We start from the raw sequence: 16,336 nt of genomic DNA on the forward strand, positions 1-16,336 counted from the left end.
ATGAACACACTGCGCAGCTATTCCGTCGGTTTTTCCTCGGCACTGGGGAGTTTGTTCTCCAGGGCTCGTCTAAAGGCCCTGCTGGTGTTCTGGTTGCCGGTGTTTCTGGTCTCCGCGTTTCTGGGTCTATGCTGCGTCATGCTGCCGTGGTGGCTGAATCTGGGCATGGCCGCCGCAGTCGCTTATGTCTGCATGTTATGGATCTGGCCTTGGGTAGGCTTCGGCGTGTATGTGCTGATCGCAATCGTAGCGCCGGATTTCAAGCTGGCCGATGCTGCCACCGTCGGCACCATGATGGTCCTTGCGTTCCGGATATGGAGTACCAGACAGATGGCGCCGCCATTGCCATCGCGCCTGTCGACGGTGATGTGGGTATTTGCCATTATCGTTGCTGTGTCTTTTGGCATGGCCATTTTCTATTTCCATAACAAGGTGCCGAATATTTACCGCGACGGGCGGGCATTTCTTTATTGGCTGTGGCTGCCCATTCTATGGCGCATGACCGCTGGCCAGCAGGACAGCATTCCCAAACTGGTGCGGGTCATAGTTGGCATCGCGCTGACGGTGGTGGGCCTGGCCCTTTTCCAATGGGTTACGGGGGTGCAGGTGGTGGCTGTGGGCCTGGTGGCATCGCTGGGCACCACCTCGGGCCTTGGCGAGGAAGTGACGCGGGTGCAGATGCCGGGATTTTTGTTTGTATCCTGGGCCGTTATCTGGCTGATGTTGCAGATGCTGTACAAGCGCGTCAGTCTGCTGGTCGCCGGCCCCATGATGCTACTGCTGCTGGCGGGCCTCTATGTTAATTTCGGCCGCGGGCTCTGGGCTTGGACATTTATTGGTATCTTGATACCGGTATTTTTTATCGGTAGCGGTCGTTCCGCCAAGTTACTGATCATGATGACGTTGGGGGCCGTGCTTGGTGTGGGCACTTTGGCGGTGGTGAAGCCATCGGTGCTGGAAAATATCGGCAGTCGTTTGATCAGCGTTCAAAATGAAGGTGGGCAGAAGTCCTCCTACGGTTGGCGCGAACTGGAAAACACAGAGGCTTTGATCACGTTGCGGCGAACTCCCTTGGTTGGGGTCGGCATGGGCGGTGAATATCGGCCTTGGGTACACGAGTTGCGCTTGTTTTTTGAGCATGTGCGATATATACACAACAGCTACCTGTTCATCGCACTCAAGCTAGGCATTCCTGGTTTGTTGTGCCTGCTGATTTTGTATTGGCGCTCCTGGAACGGCGCGCGCCAAGGCTTGTCCGTGATCAGCGACCAGTATAGGGTCACGCTGCTCGCTTGCTTGTCATTTTTCCCTATTTCCATGGGGCTGAGCATCACCCAGCCGGAATTCATGAATACCTATAGCGTGTTGATATTCGTGTTTATGATAGTCATATTCGCCAATTGTTTTGTTCCCGAGGCGCGGGCTGCGAAGCCCCGGCATCTCGGAGGAGTATGCTGATGGCGAGTCTCCTCCCCAAAGCATTTGTCATCATCCTGAACTGGAACGGCTGGCGGGATACACTGGAGTGCGTTGAGAGTTTGCTGGGCAGTACTGGGGTCGATTTGCGTGTGGTAGTTTGCGACAACGCGTCGAACGACGATTCGGTTACTCAATTATGCCTGTGGGCCGATACCCGGTTTGGGCCCTTGGCGTGGACCGAAATCGACCGGCTGTCGGACCAAGTACGGCCTAGCACCGATCATACTTTTGTGCTGTTGCACAACGGAGGCAATTTAGGCTTTGCGGGTGGTAACAATCCGGGCATAGCTTATGCGATGGGCGACCCCGCTTGCGAATACATCTGGCTGTTAAACAACGATACCGCTGTTGAACCTGACGCATTGGCGCAGGCGATTACTCGCATGCAGCAGGATGCCGGCATCGGCCTGTGCGGTTCTACCCTGGTGTACTATCACCAGCGCGATCAGGTTCAGGCCTTCGGCGGGGCACGTTACTCTCCGGCTAAGGGCAGCTCGGTACACGTGGGCGCGTTCGAGCCGCTTTCTGCCATCCCCGTGACACCTTCGGTAGTCGAGGCTTCTCTTTCTTACGTCATCGGTGCAGCGATGCTGGTACGGCGGGCTTTTGTTGAAAAGGTGGGATTGATGACCGAAGACTATTTTCTCTATTTCGAGGAGATAGATTGGTGCACGCGAGGGCGAGATCAATTCTCGCTCGGTTATGCTCCCGCCAGCGTGGTTTATCACAAAGAGGGCGCATCCATTGGCACATCTGCCAGTGGCGGCTCGACGCTCTCGATTTATTATCTGTTTAAAAACAGATTGCGCTTCACGGCGCGCTTCCACGCGCGTCACCTGTTCACGGTGATCGTCTACAGCCTGATTGATATCGCCAAATTTGTCTATCGACATCGTTGGCCGCAAGCGTACTCGGCACTGCGTGGCATGCTGCAGTTGCCCCGCGCGCAACCTAAATGAACTTGTCGCCATCGGCGATCGGACCAATCTTAGTTGACAGGAGGCTTCATCATGAACCTGACACAGTTGTATTACCGAAAAATCAGCCGGAGCTTGCTGAAGGTATTTGCCTTGCTGGTGCTGAGCATTGCTTTCCTGCCGCCGTCGTATGCGGCCAATGATTTTAAAATTGGTGTTTATTACTTCCCCGGATGGAAAGACAATCAAATGGGTGGACCGTTTCCTTATCCGTGGGAGAAGATCAAACCGTTTCCCGAGCGCGAACCGATGCTAGGTTGGTACGCCGAGGGGGATATTCCTGTCATGGAGAAACAACTCGGCTGGATGAATCAATACGGCATAGATTACGTGGTCTTTGACTGGTATTGGGGGAGTGACAACAAGACCCATCTGGATCATGCGCTAAATGCTTATTTGCGAGCGAAGGATCGTCATGACGTGCAGTTTGCGATCATGTGGACCAGTCACAGCGACTACATGTTTAGCCTGGAACAGTTCAAAACCATCTTTCAATTCTGGGCTGATCGTTATGGGTTTCGCAAAGAGTATTTGAGAGTGGACGGCAAACCAGTGGTGTTTATTTTTTCCGCTGGCTTGTTAAATAAGAATGCGGCCAAGCTGGGTATGACCACGGCACAGTTGCTGGCGATAGGCGATCAAATATTCAAGGATGCAGGTCTTGGCGGGGTTTCCTTTATTGGCGGGGTTTCGAACGGCCCCAACGGCGTGGATTATTCGCGTCAGAGCGGCTGGACCGGATTTTCTTCGTATAACCTGCATGGACCGGCGTTGAAGCGTTTTGCCGGGGGACGCCAGCAAACCCGCTCCTATGCCGAGCTGGCCCAGGGGTATGACGACCAGTGGCAATACATGCTGAGTCACGTCGAGGGAATTTACGTGGTGCCGATGCTCTCCGGATGGGACCACCGGCCTTGGGGGGCCAGCCCGGATCCTATGCATGACATGTCCATCGCCGATCCTGTCCAGTTCCAGAAACACCTGGAGGCCGCACGTGCGGTGATGCTCAGTGAGCCTGAAAAGACCAAAAAGATGGGGGTGATTTGCTGCTGGAATGAATTCGGAGAGGGTTCTTTTATCGAGCCAACCAAGAAATTCGGTTTTTCGTATCTGGAAAAAGTGAAACAGGTATTCGGAACGCAAAAGTGAGTCTCCAGCCATTCAATCGCGTGGTGTCTTTCTGAGGGACATGCTATGTTGTCGCCCCGCGGTATCTGCGGCGTTGACGAGGAGCAAGCGGTATAGACGCGGAATTTTTTTGGTCGGAGAGTAAATGATATCCAATATGAACTACACCTCGGCGGCGCCGCATGGTGAATGATAATTTGCGTCTGGTGATTGTCGCGCAGGAGTTTCCTTATCCTCCAAATCACGGCGGCAGGGCGGACGTGTGGCGGCGCATGCGTGCGTTGCAGCGCTTGGGCTGCTCGGTGATGCTCGTGTGCTGGTGCGACGACTATGACCAGCCCACCGCGGAGCATCTGCGGGCGGTCGAGCAGGTGGCGGAGACCGTGCAGGTCATCGTCAAGCGTCGCGGCTGGCGTCAGGATGGTCGGCGCTTATGGCGCATATTGAACGGCATCCCGTCTCACGCGGCCGCAAGATGGGCCGATAGTGCCGATCAAGGACCGCTGATGCGGTCCGTGCGCGCATTTCAACCGCAAGCGGTATTGCTGGACTCACCTTATGGCGGCGTGTTCGCGCGCCAATTGAGCGCCCGGTTGGATGTACCGCTGTTTTACCGTTCGCATAATATCGAGCACGCTTATTTTGCTGGCCAGGCTGCCGCTGCCAGCAGTATCAAGAATCGTTTGGCGTGGACCTTGGCGCGCTGGCATCTGCATGCATATGAGCTCTCGCTGATGAAGGTTGCCGCAATCACTTTTGATATTTCGGCCGATGATATGAAGATATGGCAGGCGGAAGGTATTCGCAACGGCCACTGGCTGCCGCCTCTGCCAGAGGCTATTTTCGACGCGGCGCCTGCGGCCACCACTGCCGTTGGTGCGCAATTGCTATTTCTGGGCAATCTGCGCGCGCCCAATAATGTGCGTGGAGTGCGCTGGCTGGTCGAGCAGGTCATGCCACTGGTCTGGCAGCGGAGGCCTGACGTGCCGTTGACCATTGCCGGTTCGATGCCGCTGGCTGAAGTGACCGCGCTGGTCGATACCGACCCGCGTCTGGAATTGCGCGCAAACGTCGCCGACGCGCCTGGACTGATGGCTGCGGCAGGCTTGCTGCTCAATCCAGTATTGTCCGGCAGCGGCGTCAATGTCAAAACCCTGGATATGCTGATGACCGAGCGTCCTATCGTTAGCACGCCGCAAGGGGTGGCCGGCTTGCCGCAATCGCTGCGGTCATTGTGCCGGGTCGCTGCCGACCCGCAAACGTTTGCCGATCAAATCATCGAGGGGCTGGAGGCGCCGGCCATCGACGCCGCGGCCAGGGTGCGCGGACGCGAGCAGTTCTCCCTGCAGGCGGTATCTGCCGCAATGGCCGCCATGCGGCGCGCGATCGACGCGCATCGGCCTATCCGGACAACAGCTTAGAAAATAACGGGGTATATAAAATGAGAGTAGGTCTGGACTTGCATGTGGTGGACGGGATCTTTCAGGGATCGCGTTCGCACGTTCTGGAGGTGTTTTCCCGGGTGGCGAAGTTGTGCCCGGAGATCGAGTTTGTTGGCCTGCTGGACAAGGTCGACGAGTTCAAACGCAACTATCCATCCTTCAATTTGCCGAACGTCAGAGTGGAGCATTTGCCGCATACCGGCGCGATCAGGCGGTTGACCTGGGAGCTGCCCCGTCTGCAGCGCAAACTGGGGCTGGATTTGATGCATTCGCAATATATTATCCCGTTGCCGTCGTTGTCGAAGACGGTGGTAACGATCCATGATGTGTTGTTTGAGAGCCATCCGGAATTCTTCCAACCTTTCTTCCGCTTACGTTCGCGTTTGCTGATGCGGCTGGCCGCTTTCCAGTCCGAGCATGTATTTACGGTCAGCCAGTTCTCCAAGGGAGAAATCGAGCGGCGCTACCGCATGCGTCCGGAGCAGATTACCGTCACCCCCAACGGTGTCGATTACCGGCGCTTTTATCCCGGACAGGACGGCGAGGCCATGCTGGCACGGCGCGGGCTGGCATCTGGTGAATATTTACTTACCGTCGGCCGCCTGGAGCCCCGCAAAAACCACGTCACGCTACTCAAGGCCTACGCTCAACTGGGGGACGATGCGCCCAAGCTGGTCATCGTGGGACAGAAGGATTTCGGCTTCGAGGCGATGTTCAATGAGGTGGCGGGCAATCGCTTCCGCGACCGAGTATTGATCCTGGAGGATGTTGCTGAAGCGGAATTGCCGGTGCTCTACCGTCATTGCATGGCCTTTATCTATCCGTCGCTGGCTGAAGGTTTCGGCATGCCGCCGCTCGAAGCCATGGCCAGTGGCGCGCCGGTGATCGTTGCCAACAACACGGCCCTGACCGAAGTCGTGGAAACGGCTGGCTTGCTGGTCGGCTCCACCGATGTCGAAGGTCTGACGAACGCCATTCGGCGGGTGGTGACCGAACCGACCACCCGTGCGGACCTGCGCGCGCGCGGACTGGCACAGGCCCAGAAGTTTTCCTGGGACGTCGCTGCCGAGGCTGTGGCGGCGCGCTATCGAGCGCTGAATCGAAAATGAATCATTGAAATTTACTTGTGCATTTGCTCAGTTTAATTGTCTTGGTGTTAAAATTACCGGACTAAATGCTGCGCTGCGCAAAAAATGCCGTGTGTGATGCAATAACAGATATGAAAAAATGAGAAAAACTGTACGAATACTAGGCACCCATGGCGTGCCGGCCGCTTATGGCGGATTTGAAACCGCAGCGGAAAATATTGCGTTATTTTTGGTGCGGAAGGGCTGGCGAGTGATCGTCTACTGCCAGACAAAGGGGCGTGGCCCCATTGTCGAGGATGTCTGGCGTGGCATCGAACGCGTTTCCATTCCGATCGAGGCCGGCGGTTGGAAAGGCACCTCCCAGTTCGACCTGAAGTCGATTAAGCACGCTTGCCGGACCAAGGACTTGTGCCTGACTTTTGGGTACAACACTGCGGTGTTCAATACGCTGCAACGCATCAAAGGCATCCCTAACGTCATTAATATGGATGGGATCGAGTGGTCGCGCGCGCGTTGGGGATGGATGAAGCAAACCATTCTGTATGTCAACGAACGGATCGGCTGCTTCGTCGGCAATCACCTGATCGCCGACCATCCCGAAATCGAGACCCATCTGCTGACCCGGGCGCCGCAGCGCAAGGTCAGCACGCTGACTTATGGCGCCGATCCGGTCGCCGACGCGCCTGAAGATGCGGTGCGCGCGTTGGGCTTAGTGCCGGGGCAGTATCTGAATCTGATCGCACGGCCCATCCCGGAAAACTCGATCCTGGAAATGGTCGAGGGTTTTTCCGCCAAGCGGCGCGGTTGCAAACTGGTAATCTTGGGCAAGTATGAACCGGACATCGACGATTACCACCGTCAGGTACTGGCGGCGGCCAGCGATGAAGTGGTGTTTCCCGGTGCGATTTATGACACTGCGGTGGTGCAGGCGCTGCGCTTCCACAGCCTCGCTTATGTGCATGGTCATACCGTTGGCGGCACGAATCCGTCGCTGGTCGAGGCCATGGCTGCGACCAACGCCGTGATCGCGCACGACAACGTCTATAACCGCTGGGTGGCGCAGGGGGCGGCCGTGTATTTCAGTGACGCCGCCAGTTTTGGCGCCTGCGTCGAGAAATTGCTGGAGTCGCCGGAGGTGTTGCAGAGCCTGCGAGCGCACAGCAAGCGTCGCTTCTTTGAAGAATTTACCTGGGAGCACGTCGCTGGCCAGTACGAACAACTGCTGCTGCGCTATTTGCCTGGGCAAATAGCCGGACAGGGGTGAATTTTTTTGCATTGATAAATATTTTGATGAGGTGAAAAATGGTTAGAGTTGCCGTAGTCGGGCTGGGAAAAATGGGCTTGTCGCACCACGCGATGATCAATGCTCACAAGGATGTGAAACTGGTGGCGGTCTGTGACGGCACCGCCTACCTGCTGGATGTCTTGAACAAATACACGGGCGTCAAAACCTATTCGGATTACGCCCTGATGTTGAAAGAAGTCGAGCTCGACGCGGTATTGATCGCCACGCCATCGGGCTTCCATGCCGACATGGTTCGCGCGGCGCTGGAACGCGGGTTGCATGTATTTTGCGAAAAGCCGTTTTGCCTGACGGTGGCTGATGCCGAGGAATTGACTGCGTTAGCCCAGAAAAAAGGCTTGGTCAACCAAGTCGGCTACCACTGCCGCTTTGTCGGTGCGTTCCAGGAAGTCAAGCGTCTGCTCGACGCCAACGTCATTGGCGAGGTCAGCCATGTGCTGGCCGAGGCCTATGGCCCTGTGGTGCTGAAACCCAAGGGCTCGACTTGGCGTACGCAGCGATCCGAGGGCGGGGGCTGCCTCTACGACTACGCGGCACACCCGATCAATCTGGTTAACTGGTACTTTGGCGCGCCCAAGGGGGTCGGCGGTACCGTGCTGAATAAAGTCTTCTCCAAGGACACCGACGACGAAGTCTACAGCACCCTGTATTTCGACGGTGGCAAAAGCGCTCAGGTATCGGTCAACTGGAGCGATGAGTCGTACCGCAAGATGAGTACCAAGATCACGATCCAAGGTCCGGCCGGCCGTATCTATGCCGACCGCCAAGAGTGCCAAGTGTACCTGCGCGAAGACGCCGTTATTCCCGAGGGCTATAAAGTCGGTTGGAACGTGCGTTACACCACCGAGCTGACCGAGCCGGTCGACTTTTATCTGCGTGGAGAGGAATACACCGCCCAGCTGGATTACTTTGTTAGCAGCATTCAGCAATCGCGTGCCGACAACGTGAATTCCTTCGCCAGCGCCGCCGCGACCGACAAGGTGATCGCGCTGATGATAGCCGATGCGGAAAAAGGGCCTTCGACCTTGGCTGAAGGAGCGACGTTTGAGCCGGTGCGCAAAAAACGCGGTTTCTTTGGTCTGTAATTGTCACGCATCGTCACGGAATAAATTGAGGGAGTAAGTTATGGATCGTTTGCTGTTTGGTGACAACCAATTCTTTGGTGTTAATCATATGTCCGAAGAAAAAGCACGGGCGCAAGCCATGCGTTTTCAGGACACGGGGGCCATCATGGAGGTGCTGGACATCGCCTATGACGAGGGCATCAAGACTTTCATGTGCACAACCCACGAGCGTATCGCCGAGGTTTGCGACAAAGTGCGTGCTCAGCCTGAGCGCTACGCTGATTTCTCGTTCTACCCATGCATGCCTTACGCGCACAAGTACGCCAACGCAATGACCGACTATGGCATGATGGGCGCGATCAAGCGTTTTATGCCGGACGAGGGCTTCCTGGACGCGGCTCTGCGGGGCGGCATGTCGCTGGCGCGCAAGGACATCGAAGGCATCACCACGCTGTTGATCGATGCTGAAATGAAGATGTTCCAAGGATTGAAGACACCGGTCATCTTTTTGCAGAACGTCGTGGTCGACCTGCTGCTGGGCCTGGGTTTCAAGGAGGCGTTTTCGATTTTCGCGGATCACGTGAAGAAGCGTTACAACGCCGAGCCGGGATTCATCACGATGAACTTGCCTAAGCTGCTCGATGTGCTGGATGAGCTGGGCATAGAGAATCCCATCGTGTGCTCGAACATCAACAAGATTGGCTTCCGCGTGTCCGGCGGCGTTGAGGCATACGAGGACGCATTGCGCAATCGTAAGTTCCGCGCGATCGCGATGTCGGTCTTCGCATCGGGCGCGATTCCGCCGAAAGAGGCGATCGACTGGGTTTGCGAACAGCCCAACATCGAATCGATCGTGTTTGGTGCCTCCAGTCGCGGCAACATCCGCAGTACCCGCCAGTTGGTTCAAGAGAATTGGAAGGACGCGGTGTAAGCCAGTGCGCGGCGGCAGCGCCGCGCAGCGCCTAACAGCAGATGATTTCTACATTCGACAAGGCATATGCCGAAGGTGAGCCCAGGACCGGCGCGCCGCGCGCCGCTCGCCGCCAGGAAATCGAAGTGCTGCGTATCGTCAGCGCGTTCGGTATCGTCTGGTTCCATAATATTGCAATACCCGGTCAGGATATCGGCTACGCTGGCCTTGTCGCGTTCATCATTATTTCCATGTATTTTGCCACCTTGGGCAGCACGCCGCCCAAGCCGGTCGCGCAGCGCGCACGAGTATTACTGTTGCCGTGGCTAGTGTGGTTCATATTCTTTGGCTGTCTGAACCTGGCGAAACATGAACCTTTTGTACCACTGGACCATGGCTTGGTCGCGGGCGTACTGCTCGGCAGCAGCGTGCACTTGTGGTACTTGCCCTTCATCTGGATTGTCATTGTACTGTTTGACCGGGTCAAGCGGCCGCTGGGCGAGCGAACTCTGGCATATGGCAGCGTGACACTGGCGCTGTGCTTGCTGCTCTCCTGCAGGCTGTGGCGCGGCCCTTCGCTAGCGCTGAATTACCCGTATGCGCAGTATATGCATGCGGCTGCCGCAGTGTTCCTCGGAGTGTTTTTCGCCAATTGCAAGGTCTTGGCGCGCCCCGTGCAGTTGGCGTTGGTGGCGGCGGTGCTGCTGACGATCGTGTGGTTTACCCTGTCGATGCGTGGCATAGGCGTTCCCTATCTGCTGGGCGTGTCCGCAGCGGCCGTGACGCTGCTGCCAGAGTGGCAGCTGCCGCCGTCGTTCAACGTCAGCTGGCTATCCGAATGTACGCTGGGTATCTACCTGTGCCACGTTTTCTGGCTCAAATTTTTGCCGAAATTGGTACCGATGCCGCAAATGGTCCTGCCTTGCGTTGTGTTTGCGGCCTCGGCACTCTCAGTCTGGGCGTTCAGAAAAACGTTGCCACGCTTGGCCAGATATATCGTCTAACTCAGACGCGGGCAGCCTGCCGCGCGGCCGGTATAAAACGGTTGCCAACCTTCTTGCCGTAGGCGATAGATGGCGTTTCAATATAGCGATAACCCAGCCAAGCTAGCACAAAGGACAGACCGAACTGCGTGCACATCAGCAACGGACCGACCGGTATCAGATTTTGGCTGACGCCGATGACGATGGGGTGCAGCAGATAGGCGGAATAGCTGACCGTGCCCATCCATGCCAACCAGCGCGGCCAGCGGACGTATTCGGTGGTCAACAGGGTGGCAACAAAGAACACGATGCTCGCGCCCCAGGCGCTCGCCATGGGAACCAGGCTCAGCGTACCGACGGCCAGTTCCTCGGTCCTGCCGGCGAAAGCTGCGTAGGCCGCAATCATTGTTGTCAACAGGCCCAGCGCAACGCTGACGGCGGCGTATTTGCCTGCAAGCCTTTTCATATGCCATTCGGCCAGAACCCAGCCCAGGAGCATCAATTCCAGATTGAAGACACCGTACGCGAAAAATTTATGCATGCCGAATTTCATGCCTAGCGCCAGTCCTGCCGTGAGCAAGGAATAGCCCACAAAAATAAGGAAAGGGCGCTTCAGCATGCCTGTCACTGAGATGACCGTCATCAAGAAATAAAACGCCATTTCGAACTTCAGGCTCCAGAAGACATTGATCACATTTTTGATGCCGACGAATCCCTGCATCATCGTGAAATTGACTGCCATGCCGAACGGGGTGATGGTTTCCTGAAAATGGTATAAGCCCGCGCTGGCGAACAGCAGCACAGCAATCAGGCACACCCAATACGCCGGGTACAACCGGAAAAAACGGTGCAGCCAGAACACTTGGAGGCTGGGCGATGCGTTCAATGATTTGGGAATGATGTAGCCGCTGATCAGGAAAAATAACGAGACGCCGGCTTGGCCGATTTGAAAGTAGTTGGCGTCGATCAGTTGGGCCAATTGCGAACGCTCATGCATGATATGGCTAAAGATGACTAAAAAGACGGCTATGCCGCGCAGAGCGTCGAGAAACTGAAGCCTTGCTTTTGATGTACTCATGGACATCCCTTCATTGTCAACGATCGATGTGGTGTGTGATTGTATGTCACGCTTTGGGTTCATGCGGGAGCTGTGCGGCCTTCAGTTGTTGTGATGTCAATTGCTCGCCCATGATTGATGGCATTTTATCATCATCGATGATAAAAAAACATCCTCCGTTGTGGATGTTGTTTCTATTATACTGTAGCATAGCAAACATGCTGCGGTGCGGCGAATTGAAGCGTTTGCCAGGCGCAATTACTTTCCTCAAGGAAATATAGATGCTAGATAAGGTACTGAATGCGCGGTCGGACAATCTTCAAATTCTGCGTTTTGCCGCCGCAGGCTTGGTACTGATTACGCATATCACCTTCTATCTGCATGAGCGTGTCAATGTGGCCGTCAGTGTCTGGCACGGTGGTGAGATTGGCGTCCCCATTTTCTTTGTCATCAGTGGTTTTGTCATGTTGCTTTCCGGGAATAAATTGGCGCGGAGTGCCGACGGAGCCAAAATCTTCCTGATCCGCAGATATGCTCGCGTATTGCCGCTGTATTGGCTCATTACAACAATCAAGATTGTTCTGGTTTTCGCAATCCCCGCCGCAGTGCTCCATAACCGGCCAGATATGTTAAAGACGATTGCTTCCTATGCTTTGTTCCCCATGTTTAACGCTGATGGCGAGGTCCGGCCAATTCATGGCGTGGGTTGGACGCTGCTGCATGAAATGTTTTTCTACTATGTATTTTCATTGGCGCTTGTGCTGAGGCAGTCACCGCTTGTTTTCGCATCCTTGAGCATAATTTTCTTGTGCTCATTGGGTTTAGTGTTGCCTGCGGAGAGCGCTTTTACAGTAGTTGTTTTCAGTAACTTAAATTTGCTGTTTGTCGCGGGTATGGTTCTTGCTTCTTTGTACATGAAGAACCTTCGACTTCCCCCACTCATTGCGGCGCTGCTATTGGTGTGCAGCGTCGCCGCAATCGCGCTCCCTGATCTGAACCAGATTGTCCGATCGAGTGTCGGATCGTTTAAACTGGAAGCTGTACTCATCGTTGCCGCTATGCTTTCGCTGGGATTGGACGGTTGGCCTGGATTGAAAAAGCTGCTGGTCCGCCTCGGAGACAGTTCTTATTCCTTGTACTTGGTTCATCCCATCATCGCTCCGATGGTGTGTTTAACGCTGTTCAAATTGGGCCTGCGCTCTCCAGGCTTGATTCTTGGAGGCACGATCTTGGTCGTGGTACCGATTGCGCACTTGATTTATTTATTGATTGAAAAGCGCATGAATCAAAAGGTGTTGAGTACTTTTAAAAATCGCCTTTTGCCGGCGCCACGCGTCTCTACTTTTTGAAGAAAAATCATGAAATCTACGAAAATCTTAAATGCGATATGCGGTCTCGTCATTTTAGCCGCCAGCTTTGTGCCAGCGGCCGTACAAGCTAGTGATTGCGGTACCGGTGAAAAATGTATTTTTGTGTTTGGGAATTCCATCACACGCCACGCGCCGATGAAGGCCTTGGGGTGGTTTGGTGACTGGGGTATGGCCGCGACCACGGCTGAAGATGATTTCGTTAGCCAGTTGGCTCAACTGCTGACTGAGCGGTCAAAGGGCGTGAAATGGAAAGCCGATGCCTTGTCCGGTTCGACGCTGGAAAAAAGTCCCGCCGACTATGTGTTGCCTGCCACGGTACAGCAGCTTGCGCAAAAAGCCGACATTGTTGTGGTCGAGTTGGGCGATAACTACAATCCGGCCGCGCCTGGCGCCGAGGCTTTTGCTGACGGCTACACCAGGACTTTGAAGGGACTGCGACCGTCAAATGGGAAGCTGCTGTGCGTGAGCACGTGGTGGACGTCCAAACCGAAGGACTCCATTATCGCCGCCAGTTGCAAGGCTGCCGGGGGGACGTTTGTCGATATCTCTGGCCTCCAGGCCATTCGGTCCAATGTCGCGGGCAATCAACGGACTATCGCGGACAAAGGGGTCGCTGCCCATCCGAGCGACAAAGGGATGCGGGCGATCGCCGAGCGCATTGCCCAAGCCATACCTAATTGAGCGATTTGAAGTGGTTTTAATGCCAGCAGGGCGATCTTGCCTGGCGGGCGACAGAATTACTTGCTTGACAATATAGTGTGATTTTCAAGCGAAATCGACAGAGGGGATGGCATGAAAGCTATGATATTGGCTGCAGGAAAGGGTACTCGTGTACGCCCGTTGACCTATGATTTACCCAAACCCATGATTCCTATCCTGGGCAAGCCGGTGATGGCCTATCTGATAGAGCATCTGGCCAAGTACGGCGTGACGGAGATCATGGTCAACGTCAGCTATTTGCATGAGAAAATCGAGGATTATTTCGGCGAAGGCCACCAGTACGGCGTGCAGATCGGCTACTCCTTCGAAGGCTACACCAACAACTACGGCGAGGTGGTGCCGGAGCCCTTGGGTTCGGCAGGGGGGATGAAGAAAATTCAGAACTTCGGCGGCTTCTTCGACGAGACCACGATCGTGTTGTGCGGTGACGCGCTGATCGACCTCGACATCAAGTCGGCGCTGTTCGAGCACAAACGCAAGGGCGCGCTGGCCTCGGTGGTGACCAAGGAAGTGCCTTGGGACAGCGTGTCGAGCTATGGCGTGGTGGTCAGCGACAAGAACGGCCGCATCCAGTCGTTCCAGGAAAAGCCGAGCAAGGAAGAGGCGCTGTCGAACTTCGTCAGCACCGGCATCTACATCTTCGAGCCGGAAGTGCTGGACCTGATCCCGTCGGACCGCCAGTTCGACATCGGCTCGGACCTGTTTCCGCTGCTGACCGAGAAGGGCCTGCCGTTTTACGCGCAGCAGCGGCCGTTCAACTGGATCGACATCGGCAGTGTCAAGGATTACTGGGAAGTGTGCCAGAGCGTGCTGATGGGCGAAGTGGCCCATCTGGACGTGCCCGGCATTCAGGTGGAGGAGGGGCTGTGGGTGGGCTTGAACACCAGCATCGACTGGAAGGGCACGCGCATCCAGGGACCGGTGTACATCGGCTCTGGCTCGCGTATCGAAGCGGGCGTGACCATCGTCGGCCCGAGCTGGATCGGTCATGGCAGCCATGTGTGCGAGGGCGCTAGCGTGGTGCGCAGCGTGCTGTTCGAATATACCCGCGTGTTACCAGATGTTTCGCTTGATGAAATGATCGTGTTCAAAGACTACAGTGTCGACCGTTCTGGAGAGATGCGGCACGTGTCGGACTACGATTCGGATGAATGGGCCAATGCGCGCGACCGCCGCAACAAGCGTCGCGCGGAAAACAGTAACGAAGTTAATCGAGAAGAGAAAGCTATTACAATCCTATGAAAATCTATCCAGTCATACTGTCCGGCGGCGCCGGCACCCGTTTATGGCCTTTGTCGCGCGCGGCGCTGCCCAAGCAGCTGCTGCCACTGGTGTCGGACCGGACCATGCTGCAGGAAACCGCGCTGCGCCTGGCCGGCTATCCCGGCATGATGGCGCCGCTGGTGGTGTGCGGCAACGAGCACCGCTTCCTGGTGGCTGAGCAGATGCGTGAAATCAAGACCGCCCCGCTGGGCATCCTGCTCGAACCGGTCGGCCGTAACACCGCGCCGGCGGTGGCTGTCGCCGCCAACTACCTGACGGCCATCGATCCGGACGCGATGATGCTGGTGCTGCCGGCCGATCACGTGATCGAGAACGTCGATGCCTTCTACGCGGCCGTCGGCCAGGCCGCGGCGCTGGCCGCCGACGGCGCGCTGGCCACCTTCGGCATCGTGCCGACCGGTCCGGAAACCGGCTACGGCTACATCCAGAGCGGCAAGGCCGTCGCTGGCGGCAACAACGGCTTTGCGGTCGACCGCTTTGTCGAAAAGCCTGATATGGAAACGGCCAAGGGCTTTGTTTCGGCCGGCAACTTCTTCTGGAACAGCGGCATGTTCATGTTCCGCGCCGACCGCTATCTGAGCGAACTCAAGGAGTTTCAGCCAGCCATGGCGGCCGCCTGCGAAGCGGCGGTCAAGGGCGACTACCGCGATCTGGACTTCTGCCGCCTCGACGAGGCCGCATTCACCAGCGCGCCGTCCGATTCGATCGATTACGCGGTGATGGAGCACACCCGGCACGCGGTGGTGGTGCCGGCCGACATCGGCTGGAGCGACGTCGGCTCGTGGTCGGCGCTGCATGACGTGCAGCCGGGCGACGCCCAGGGCAATGTGCAGCGCGGCGATGTCTACCTGGACAATGTCTCCGGCTCGCTGGTGCGCGCCGAGAGCCGCATCGTGGCCGTGGTCGGCGTCAAGGACCTGATCGTGGTGGAAACCGCCGACGCCGTGCTGGTGGTGCACAAGGATCAAGTCCAGCGCGTCAAGCAGATCGTCGATCACCTGAAGGCCAAGGACCGCACCGAGCATCTTCACCACACGAAAGTCTATCGTCCATGGGGCTGCTACGAGGGCATCGACATCGGCGAGCGCTTCCAGGTCAAGCGCATCACCGTCAATCCGGGCGGCAAGCTGTCGCTGCAAATGCACCACCACCGTGCCGAGCACTGGATCGTCGTCAGCGGCACCGCCCGCGTTACCTGCGGCGATACCATCACGCTGCTGACCGAAAACGAGTCCACCTACATTCCGATCGGCATGAACCACCGGCTTGAGAACCCGGGCAAGTTGCCGCTGCACCTGATCGAAGTGCAGTCCGGCAGCTACCTCGGCGAGGACGATATCGTGCGTTTCGAGGACGTCTACCAGCGCGCCTGATGTTGCGGCGCAACACTCTAAAAGCCGGGGCGACCCGGCTTTTTCTTATTTCCCCGGGCAAAATGGGGATGTTCGAGGACAAATATTTCCATGGTGAATTTTTAAAAAAAAAGTTCTACATTTGCAAGCTTCAATGTGCAAATTGTAATATACTGGCG

14 protein-coding genes are annotated in these 16,336 nt (G+C 56.3%); 13 read left to right on the forward strand and 1 reads right to left on the reverse strand.

Annotation, left to right across the window (positions count from 1 at the left end):
• The 9 genes from ABWW33_RS25365 to ABWW33_RS25405 all read left to right on the forward strand — a co-directional run bounded on the left by ABWW33_RS25365 (position 1) and on the right by ABWW33_RS25405 (position 10,395).
• A complete protein-coding gene (locus ABWW33_RS25365) occupies positions 1-1,458 on the forward strand; it encodes an O-antigen ligase family protein (RefSeq protein ID WP_353404247.1) in 1,458 nt (485 codons plus the stop codon).
• Positions 1,458-2,438, forward strand: coding sequence for a glycosyltransferase family 2 protein (locus tag ABWW33_RS25370; RefSeq protein ID WP_353404248.1), 981 nt, complete (start codon positions 1,458-1,460; stop codon positions 2,436-2,438). Before ABWW33_RS25365 ends, ABWW33_RS25370 begins: the two co-directional genes overlap by 1 nt.
• 51 nt (positions 2,439-2,489) lie before the next feature.
• Positions 2,490-3,605 carry a glycoside hydrolase family 99-like domain-containing protein gene (locus ABWW33_RS25375; RefSeq protein WP_353404249.1) on the forward strand — a complete coding sequence of 372 codons (1,116 nt, stop codon included), beginning with the start codon at positions 2,490-2,492 and terminating at the stop codon, positions 3,603-3,605.
• Positions 3,606-3,766: 161 nt separating this feature from the next.
• Positions 3,767-5,005 (forward strand): glycosyltransferase, encoded by a 1,239-nt coding sequence (locus tag ABWW33_RS25380; RefSeq protein ID WP_353404250.1) that lies wholly within the window; start codon positions 3,767-3,769, stop codon positions 5,003-5,005.
• A 20-nt stretch (positions 5,006-5,025) separates the two neighbouring features.
• On the forward strand, positions 5,026-6,135 hold the full coding sequence (locus ABWW33_RS25385; protein WP_353404251.1) for a glycosyltransferase family 4 protein: 1,110 nt from the start codon (positions 5,026-5,028) through the stop codon (positions 6,133-6,135).
• 118 nt (positions 6,136-6,253) lie between these two features.
• Positions 6,254-7,378, forward strand: coding sequence for a DUF1972 domain-containing protein (locus ABWW33_RS25390; RefSeq protein ID WP_353404252.1), 1,125 nt, complete (start codon positions 6,254-6,256; stop codon positions 7,376-7,378).
• A gap of 38 nt (positions 7,379-7,416) precedes the next feature.
• Positions 7,417-8,502: a Gfo/Idh/MocA family protein gene (locus ABWW33_RS25395; protein WP_353404253.1), complete on the forward strand. Its 1,086-nt coding sequence runs from the start codon at positions 7,417-7,419 to the stop codon at positions 8,500-8,502.
• Between the two features lie 40 nt (positions 8,503-8,542).
• Positions 8,543-9,412 (forward strand): hypothetical protein, encoded by an 870-nt coding sequence (locus ABWW33_RS25400; protein ID WP_353404254.1) that lies wholly within the window; start codon positions 8,543-8,545, stop codon positions 9,410-9,412.
• Positions 9,413-9,453: 41 nt separating this feature from the next.
• Entirely contained in the window at positions 9,454-10,395 is a 942-nt protein-coding gene (locus ABWW33_RS25405; protein WP_353404255.1) for an acyltransferase family protein, read from the forward strand.
• 1 nt (position 10,396) lies between these two features.
• Here ABWW33_RS25405 and ABWW33_RS25410 read toward each other — a convergent pair whose 3' ends face one another.
• Positions 10,397-11,452, reverse strand: coding sequence for an acyltransferase family protein (locus ABWW33_RS25410; protein WP_353404256.1), 1,056 nt, complete (start codon positions 11,450-11,452; stop codon positions 10,397-10,399).
• A gap of 260 nt (positions 11,453-11,712) precedes the next feature.
• Between ABWW33_RS25410 and ABWW33_RS25415 the strand changes: the two genes are divergently transcribed.
• The 4 genes from ABWW33_RS25415 (at position 11,713) to ABWW33_RS25430 (ending at position 16,178) form a co-directional block, all read left to right on the forward strand.
• Positions 11,713-12,780, forward strand: a complete 1,068-nt coding sequence (locus tag ABWW33_RS25415) for an acyltransferase family protein (protein WP_353404257.1) — start codon at positions 11,713-11,715, stop codon at positions 12,778-12,780.
• A 9-nt stretch (positions 12,781-12,789) separates the two neighbouring features.
• Positions 12,790-13,482, forward strand: a complete 693-nt coding sequence (locus ABWW33_RS25420; protein WP_353404259.1) for an SGNH/GDSL hydrolase family protein — start codon at positions 12,790-12,792, stop codon at positions 13,480-13,482.
• 111 nt (positions 13,483-13,593) lie between these two features.
• Positions 13,594-14,763 carry a nucleotidyltransferase family protein gene (locus ABWW33_RS25425; RefSeq protein WP_353404260.1) on the forward strand — a complete coding sequence of 390 codons (1,170 nt, stop codon included), beginning with the start codon at positions 13,594-13,596 and terminating at the stop codon, positions 14,761-14,763.
• Positions 14,760-16,178 (forward strand): mannose-1-phosphate guanylyltransferase/mannose-6-phosphate isomerase, encoded by a 1,419-nt coding sequence (locus ABWW33_RS25430; RefSeq protein WP_353404261.1) that lies wholly within the window; start codon positions 14,760-14,762, stop codon positions 16,176-16,178. Before ABWW33_RS25425 ends, ABWW33_RS25430 begins: the two co-directional genes overlap by 4 nt.
• Positions 16,179-16,336: the final 158 nt, after the last annotated feature.

Source organism: Duganella hordei (genome assembly GCF_040369125.1).
Lineage (GTDB): Bacteria > Pseudomonadota > Gammaproteobacteria > Burkholderiales > Burkholderiaceae_D > Rugamonas > Rugamonas hordei.

Coding starts and splice junctions, on each gene's coding strand:
- ABWW33_RS25375 (WP_353404249.1), top strand. CDS start 2,490: ATGAACCTGACACAGTTGTATTACCGAAAAATCAGCCGGAGCTTGCTG.
- ABWW33_RS25390 (WP_353404252.1), top strand. CDS start 6,254: ATGAGAAAAACTGTACGAATACTAGGCACCCATGGCGTGCCGGCCGCT.
- ABWW33_RS25365 (WP_353404247.1), top strand. CDS start 1: ATGAACACACTGCGCAGCTATTCCGTCGGTTTTTCCTCGGCACTGGGG.
- ABWW33_RS25410 (WP_353404256.1), bottom strand. CDS start 11,452: ATGAGTACATCAAAAGCAAGGCTTCAGTTTCTCGACGCTCTGCGCGGC.
- ABWW33_RS25420 (WP_353404259.1), top strand. CDS start 12,790: ATGAAATCTACGAAAATCTTAAATGCGATATGCGGTCTCGTCATTTTA.
- ABWW33_RS25370 (WP_353404248.1), top strand. CDS start 1,458: ATGGCGAGTCTCCTCCCCAAAGCATTTGTCATCATCCTGAACTGGAAC.
- ABWW33_RS25385 (WP_353404251.1), top strand. CDS start 5,026: ATGAGAGTAGGTCTGGACTTGCATGTGGTGGACGGGATCTTTCAGGGA.
- ABWW33_RS25430 (WP_353404261.1), top strand. CDS start 14,760: ATGAAAATCTATCCAGTCATACTGTCCGGCGGCGCCGGCACCCGTTTA.
- ABWW33_RS25405 (WP_353404255.1), top strand. CDS start 9,454: ATGATTTCTACATTCGACAAGGCATATGCCGAAGGTGAGCCCAGGACC.
- ABWW33_RS25415 (WP_353404257.1), top strand. CDS start 11,713: ATGCTAGATAAGGTACTGAATGCGCGGTCGGACAATCTTCAAATTCTG.
- ABWW33_RS25380 (WP_353404250.1), top strand. CDS start 3,767: ATGGTGAATGATAATTTGCGTCTGGTGATTGTCGCGCAGGAGTTTCCT.
- ABWW33_RS25395 (WP_353404253.1), top strand. CDS start 7,417: ATGGTTAGAGTTGCCGTAGTCGGGCTGGGAAAAATGGGCTTGTCGCAC.
- ABWW33_RS25425 (WP_353404260.1), top strand. CDS start 13,594: ATGAAAGCTATGATATTGGCTGCAGGAAAGGGTACTCGTGTACGCCCG.
- ABWW33_RS25400 (WP_353404254.1), top strand. CDS start 8,543: ATGGATCGTTTGCTGTTTGGTGACAACCAATTCTTTGGTGTTAATCAT.